This window comes from Acidobacteriota bacterium, assembly GCA_040754075.1.
Lineage (GTDB): Bacteria > Acidobacteriota > Blastocatellia > UBA7656 > UBA7656 > JBFMDH01.
On the sequence record JBFMDH010000007.1, the window covers coordinates 188,608 to 196,100 of the forward strand.

The window sequence follows — 7,493 nt, forward strand, 5'->3', positions numbered from 1 at the left end:
TCAGATTTTAATTTCGGAAAAAATTTAACAGGGAAAAACCGAATAGGCAGGATTAGCAACCGGTTCATCCCTGCTCTGATTTTCAGCCAAAGAGACGCCCTTACATATATCCGAGCGCCCGGAGTTTTTCTTCGATTAAACGCTCTTCTTCTTCACTCAGCGCGCTGCTCTGATGTTCGGAATTTTGCGCTGTTGAAGAAAATTTTACGGGTTCGCGATTTTCACTCATCTCGTTAATTACCCGACCATCAAGCGACGCGGGAACCGCGAGTCCCGCGTTATGTAAAATCGTCGGCACCAGGTCATAGACTTGTGGGGCGCTCGAAGTTTTTAATTCCCGAACCGCGCGAATGCCTTTGCCTCTGGCAATCAAAATACCTTCGGGGCGATGGTCGCCGCTCCACCAGTAGCCTTTGGCTTTTACCGATTTCGGCGGCTCGCCCACCTGCGCTTGCGGGTTCCAGTAAATATAGAGGTCGCTTGCGCGACTCACATATTCACCTTGATAAACCTCATCACGGCGAACCACCCGCTCAACGACTTTTATGCCTCGCGCATCGCGCCATTCATTTAATGCTTCGATAAGCTCATCACAAACCTTTTGATAATCTTCCGCTTGAACGATGCCATCGCGATTTCGCCCTGCAAGGTTGAGATTAATCACATGGCGTCCGGCTTCTGTATATGCACGAGTCCGAGACCAATCAATCGAAGCGTAAAACGAATCTTTTTCGGATACCTGCAGGGCTTTGACACGCGCTTCACCGATGCCGGATTTAATCTTTTCTTTGACCGCAGCCGGGAGAATTTTTTTAGCAAGGCTGCGACTTTTACTGATGAGTGAGGCATTTGAAGCGGCTTGGTTAGCTCTGACCATAAAGCCCTTTGCTTCGAGCCACGCCGCCAACTGATAGGACGCGCCCGTGTGTTTTCCCATGCCGTGATCGGAAATCACATAGACCTGAGTATCGTCAGTCGTCAATTGCAAAAGCCGCGCCACTGCCCTATCAAGCGCGCGATAGATGTTGAGCAGGCTGTCACGATGCGGCGAGTTTGGTTGATATTCGGGATGCGATTCGTCGAAATATTTCCACAGATTATGCCCGCCCCAATCGCTTGCCGTATGCACCGTCATGAAAAAATCGGTCGGGTATTTTTCTATCAGATATTCCGCCGCCGAGGTTTGGATTTCAATCATCTCAAGCCACGCCTGCACGGCATCTGCAATGCGACCTGCGCTCATCAAATCGCCAATGTTTTTCGGGGTAAAATAATAATCGGGAAATCGTTGGAAAAGTTCTTCGCGAAGCGATGGCGGACAAAAGGCGCTGTCACCGAGCGACGGCGCATCCAGACCGCTAATCATATAGCCGCCATCAAAACATTCCGCCGGATAGGTCATCGGCACATTCAAAAATCCGCAGGTTAAACGGTGTTTTTCGAGATGCGCGGAAATCAATTCGCCCTGGCGGTCGCCGCCTTTAAAAAAGACCTGTTTGCCGGTGGCAAAATCGCGGTCGTTGAATACATATAATCCGTGTCGTCCGGGATTCAGTCCCGTGAGTATCGCTGTCCACGCCGAGGCGCTATGCATATTCGGGGTTGAACACATCACCGAATACGCGCCTTCATGCATCAATCGCGCAAGCGTAGGAAGGAAGCCTGCCGCCGCCCAGGGCTTCACCAAATCAAACGTTGCGGCATCAAGTCCAATAATTAAAATTTTCATCTTAACAGTCTGGAGTCTGGAGTCTGGAGTCTGAAGTCCGCTTACCAAATCTTTGACACAGGACTCCAGACTCCAGACTCCAGACTCATTCAATATAACCGAGCGCCCGCAGGCGCTCTCGCAGTTCCGCTTCTTCATCGGCTTTATAAACCGATTCATTGATTGATGACATTTCTGTTTCAGCGCGGTATGAACTGCCCTGACGAGTTATCGCGAGCGGTTCTTGAAAAATTTCATCAATCGCGCGTCCATCCATATCTTCGGTCAATGGACATTCAAGTGAAGCAAGCGCCGTCGAACCCATATCCCGCAAATTCGGTTGCTGGCGAAACGTCGTATGGCTTTGGATTCCCTGCCCCCACGCGATGAAGATACCGTCTTTCGCATGGGTTCCGGTGGTTGAATCGGCGGCAACAATCGCCTCATTGTAACTTGGTCGCTCGTTGTAAACGTATTCATCGCGCAATGGAACCATTACCAAATCGGGCAACAGCTCTCTATTTGCGCCATTGAATGCCGCCTCGCGTCGCATCACGCTTTCAAAAATGCGCTCGCCATCAACCGGCGAGGTCAAATTCATCAAAGCCGCGCGCGCTTCTTCGACAACCGAATCGAAATCACTTTCCGAAACCATGCCCTGCGGTTCGCGCCCCCTGAGGTTCACCCAGACGCCTTTGTCCTGCGCGAAAAAAGCCCGCGTGCCAGTGAAATCTATCTCATCCAAAAAGGCGCTGCCGTATTGCACTTTGCGTTCCAGCGAGTTGCCGCTTAGTCGTTTACCAAATAAGCGGCGCGACACTTTTTCTTTCAGGGTTTTAATTTGCGCCTGACTCTTACGGTTCGTCTTAAATGTCAAAAGCCCTGCCTGAGCGAGCACTTCATTGACGCGAACTTCGTAAAGTTCCGAACAAAAGCCGTGGTCGGAAACAATAAAGACACGGCAAGCGGCGGGTAACTTTTCAAGCAATCGTCCGATAGCTCCGTCCAGTTGCGCGTAAGTTTCGTGAATAAAAGTTTGAAATTCGCGTGGTGTATTGGGATTGTGGCGCGGATGGCGGACGTCCATATCCGCCCAGAAATCATGTTGCGCGCGGTCTAAAACCGAAAACACCACCATGAAAAAATCCCACTCATTACTCTGCATTAAATGCAGCGCGAGTTGTTCGTGCAACTGGCTGGCGCGTCGAAATTCCATTGCGCGCGCGTGTTTATCGGGGTGGCGTCCCGGTTCAATAATGTAATCAGGAAGGCGATTTAAAATTTCAGCTTTCAGCGAATGCGGATAAGTCCATTCGACCTGTTGATTGGGCGTGAGCATCCCTGTGACCATCAACCCATTCAAGGGTTCGGGCGGGTAGGTGGTCGGCACATTGATAATCATCGAACGCCCGCCTCGTTCGGTTAGTAAATCCCAGACGTGGCGGGTTTGAATATCGCGCCCGCTCATGGCGCGCACCGTATAAGCATTGCGGTTTTTAATGAACGGCGAAAAAACCCCATGCATGCCTTCGCTGGTTCCGGTCGTGCAACTCGACCAACCGGGAAAACTGTTGGGCAGGATGGTTGAACGAAGCGGCGCGTGCGAACCTTCGCGCATCAGGCGAGACAAATTCGCGAGTCGTCCTGCTTGAATCATCGGATTGATGATGTCGAAGGTCGCGCCGTCTAATCCTATGACTACGGTTTTCATTGATTCAATCTAAACACGAAAGCAGCGAAAAACGCGAAGAATTATATTTGGATTTCAGGTTCTTCGCGTTTTTGGTGATTCCATTCACCCATCAATCAATCGGCATTTGCCTGTCCGATTTTAACGACAGGTTCAATGAAATTCAGCGCTTCAAGTTTCGCTAAAATGTTGGCGAGGCTTTCTTCGGGCGCTTCGGTATCCGAACGCACAATGACTTCGGGACTGACGGGCGGTTCATAAGGGTCATCAATCCCTGTGAAATTTTTAATCTCACCGGCGAGGGCTTTTTTGTACAACCCCTTCACATCGCGTTCGGCGAGTACAGGAATCGGGCATTCGACATAGATTTCAACGAAACGCTGTAAATCGTCGCGCACTTCGTCGCGTACTTCTTTGTAAGGCGAGATGGCTGCGGCAATGGCTATCACATCATTGCGCGCCAGCAGGTTGCAAACGAATCCGATGCGACGAATATTGGTGTCGCGGTCTTCTTTGGAAAAACCCAGCCCCTTTGAAAGGTTGGTGCGCACGATGTCGCCATCTAACACTTCAACTTTGTATCCACGATTTTGCAGTTCGGGTTCAAGCAAGCGAGCGAGCGTCGTTTTGCCCGCCCCTGAAAGTCCCGTAAACCAAATTGTAAAACCTTTTTGTTTCATTACCTCTCCGATGAAAATGTTATCGGCTCTGTCAACTACATTCACACAGCCGTTAGTGTATAAAGTTTTTGACTATACACGAGCCGCAGCTATTCGGAAAGGTCAGCGCAAGAGGGCATTAGATGTCAGGAGCCGGTTAAGGTGGGGCGGCTTTGAAATTCAAATCTGTTTACATCTGCGCGAACTCCAGGCTACAGCTACCGGCAATGATTAATCGGCAAGCAGATTTGCTGTAAACCAATTTGTATCTATTGCAATGGCTGGTTCATTGATTCATAATACGGAGGTCAAACACGGAAACATCGCTACGGGCAGGTTCAATAACTAATCTCTCGGATGGCTGACCATAAGGCGCATCCGAGCTACAACCCAACGTAGCCAAACAAACGCTACGTTTAATTCAAAGCACGCAATCGCTGCAAGATAAAAATAAGACCGCTTCGCTAATCAGCATTAGCGGCATTCAGTTCTCTAATTCAATTAAACCTTGATGCATCAAGGTGCAGGTGGTTGCTTAAAATTCCCCTAACTGTTTGAACGGCTTTTTATTGGTTAGCAGAAAGCTGTTGAAACAGATGCATGGAAGTAATTCTTCATCATCCCCATTACGCCAAAGCGTGTGGGGGGGGTGAGATTCTGGAAATACAGCAACAGTAAAGATAAAAGACATTCAATCGAATCACCTTTTGTTTCTCCTGAACTTATTGGAGGCAAGAGGTAGCGTTCACGGCGGCGCATTATGAATATATCGACTAACCTTAATACGCTGACTCACCTTGTCGTTTTCAAACTGGACGAGTCTGATTTTGGTATAGACCTGGCGGTTGTCGAGGGCGCGATTCGCGCCGTCAGCGTCACCCCGTTGCCGAAAGCGCCGGAGATTGTTTCCGGCGTGATCAATGCGCGAGGCCGAATCATTCCCGTCGTCAACCTCCGTAAGCGGTTTCGCCTGCCGGAGCGGGAACCAGAAATCGAAGACCGTCTCCTGATTGTACACACGGCAACCCGCGCCTTCGCCTTCGTGGTTGACGCGGTCAGCGGCGTTCTCGAAATCACCGAGCCACCGCTTATCACAGCAGACACTATTCTGCCCGACCTGGAATATTTACAGGGCGTGCTGAAACTCAAAGACGGGCTAATTCTCATTCATGACCTCAATCGGTTCCTGTCTCTTGAAGAAGAGCAGGTCTTGAATGAAGTGCTGCATTAACAACAAACAGCAGTAAGCAAATGGCAAACGCTATCTCAGACTCTCTACTTTCTCAGCTCAGTCGGCGCATAGCTGACCTGACCGGCATGCACTTCCCACAAGCCAAGTGGCGCGACTTGGCGCGCGCCGTCGAGACTGCTGCTGCCGAGCTTGGATTTCAAAACGCGGAGGCCGTCCTCAAATGGCTGGAGACATCAACTCCGACAAAGGAACAAATCGGTATTCTGGCAAGTCACCTGACCGTAGGGGAAACCTATTTCTTCAGAGACCAAAAAAGCTTTGAGATTTTGGAGCAATACATTCTGCCTGCCTTGCTTGAAAGCCGTCGCGCCAGTGGTCAAAAACGCCTGAGAATCTGGAGCGCCGCCTGCGCCTCGGGCGAAGAGCCTTATTCCCTTGCCATACTACTCAAGAGGATGCTCCCAGACCTTCAGGATTGGCACATCACCATACTGGCAACCGACATCAATCAACGCGCCTTGCAAAAAGCAATGGACGGTAATTACAGCGAATGGTCGTTTCGAGACGCGCCGCCCTGGTTGAAAGAGCGCTATTTCAACCAGCGCGGGAGCAACCGTTATGAAATCCTCAAAGAGATTCAGCAGATGGTGACGTTTGATTATCTCAATCTGACGGAAGATTTTTACCCCGCGCTTTTGAATCAAACCAACGCTATGGATGTAATCTTTTGCCGCAATGTGCTGATCTATTTTGTCGCCGACCAGGCCGGGAGCGTGATTCATAAATTTTACCGCGCGCTCACGGACGGAGGATGGCTGATAACCAGCCCTATGGAGAGCGCCCACCTGCTCAACTCGGAATTCAAAGCAGTCAGTTTCGAGGGCGCAACCTTTTATCAGAAAGCGAGCGGCTCGCCTAAACCTTCTCAAGCGGAGGAACCTTTCACGACAACATCCACCCCGTTCCCCCCACAGACGCCTGCTGAAATGAGCGAATCGTTATGGTCATACGATTCACTGTCGGGTTTGGAGCCGCCGCGCGCCGACGAGACAACAGAAGTTCCGGCTGTTCAAGTTGAAGAATCCTTATCGGGTGAAGCGGAGCAAGACCGCTACGGCGCGGCTCGCTCATTGTATGAACAGGGGCGTTATGCGGAGGTTAAAGCGAATCTCTTGAACGCATCTTCGCCCGACGATTGTACGGTTCAGGAATTGGCGCTGCTGGCGCGTTCAGCAGCCAACGAGGGCAATCTGGCGGAAGCGCTCGAATGGTGCGAACAAGCAATTGTTGCCGATAAATTCGACGCGGGATTGCGTTACCTGCGCGCCACCATACTACAGGAGCAAGAGAGAGTTGACGATGCTATTGCCTCGCTCAAACGCGCCCTCTATCTCAATCAGCATTTCGCGCTCGCGCACTTTGCGCTGGGCGGCATTGCGCGGCGGCTTGGTAGAACCAAAGAAGCGGCAAAGTATTTTCACAACGCGCTGGGACTTTTGCGCGACTACCATGCCGACGACCCAGTGCCGGAGGCCGAAGGATTGACTGCCGCAGGACTCATCCAACTCATCCAGACAATGAGCCAGACCGCAACCCATAGAGGAGGGTAATATGAGAGTATCTGTTGGAGCCAAGATAGGCGCAGGGTTCGCCCTGGCATTGCTGATCATGATCATCATTGGCGCGGTCTCCTATCAGAGCGCTTCCCGAATGCGCGCTGATGCCGAAGAAGTGGAGCGCACCAACAAGGTCTTTGCAAGGCTGGAGAAATTGTACTCAACCCTGCCGGATGCCGAGAGCGGCGCGCGTGGCTACGTCATCACCGGAGAGGACAGCTATCTGGATTCCTATCGCCTGGGCATCGCCACCTTGGAGCAGGTCTTGCCCGAACTCCGGCAATTGATCGCCGACCCCAATCAGGCGCGCCGCCTCAACGATCTGGAGCCGCTGATCAAAGAAAAGTTCGCCTTCATGAAAGAGATCGTTGATACGCGCAAAGAAAAGGGCTTCACCCCCGCCGTGCAATTGGTAGCTACAGGCAAAGGCAAGCATCTGATGGATGAAGTACGCAACCGCATTGCTGAAATATCAAACGAAGAGAATACACTAATGACACGCCGCAGCAGTGAATCCAAAGCCAGCGCCGACCGCACCAAGTCAATCATCCTCTACGGCGTGCTGGCGGCGTTCATCCTCCTTGGCGTGACAGCGTTTCTGGTGACGCGCAACATCGCCGTGCCACTC

The 7,493-nt window shown here is 51.3% G+C and carries 6 protein-coding genes; 3 read left to right on the forward strand and 3 right to left on the reverse strand.

The genetic code is table 11. The annotated features are described in order from the left end of the window. Positions 1-100 precede the first annotated feature (100 nt). The 3 genes from AB1757_10220 to cysC form a co-directional block, all read right to left on the reverse strand. Positions 101-1,729, reverse strand: coding sequence for an alkaline phosphatase family protein (locus AB1757_10220; GenBank protein ID MEW6127404.1), 1,629 nt, complete (start codon positions 1,727-1,729; stop codon positions 101-103). A gap of 85 nt (positions 1,730-1,814) precedes the next feature. Further along, positions 1,815-3,419 (reverse strand): alkaline phosphatase family protein, encoded by a 1,605-nt coding sequence (locus tag AB1757_10225; protein MEW6127405.1) that lies wholly within the window; start codon positions 3,417-3,419, stop codon positions 1,815-1,817. Positions 3,420-3,514: 95 nt separating this feature from the next. After that, entirely contained in the window at positions 3,515-4,078 is a 564-nt protein-coding gene (gene cysC / locus AB1757_10230; protein MEW6127406.1) for an adenylyl-sulfate kinase, read from the reverse strand. Between the two features lie 739 nt (positions 4,079-4,817). Between cysC and AB1757_10235 the strand changes: the two genes are divergently transcribed. The 3 genes from AB1757_10235 to AB1757_10245 all read left to right on the forward strand — a co-directional run. Next, the gene (locus tag AB1757_10235) at positions 4,818-5,288 is read left to right on the forward strand and encodes a chemotaxis protein CheW (GenBank protein ID MEW6127407.1); all 471 of its coding nucleotides are present in this window, start codon (positions 4,818-4,820) and stop codon (positions 5,286-5,288) included. Positions 5,289-5,308: 20 nt separating this feature from the next. After that, positions 5,309-6,859, forward strand: a complete 1,551-nt coding sequence (locus AB1757_10240; protein ID MEW6127408.1) for a CheR family methyltransferase — start codon at positions 5,309-5,311, stop codon at positions 6,857-6,859. 1 nt (position 6,860) lies between these two features. Further along, positions 6,861-7,493: CHASE3 domain-containing protein (locus AB1757_10245; GenBank protein ID MEW6127409.1), on the forward strand; the 633-nt coding region annotated here is incomplete at its 3' end.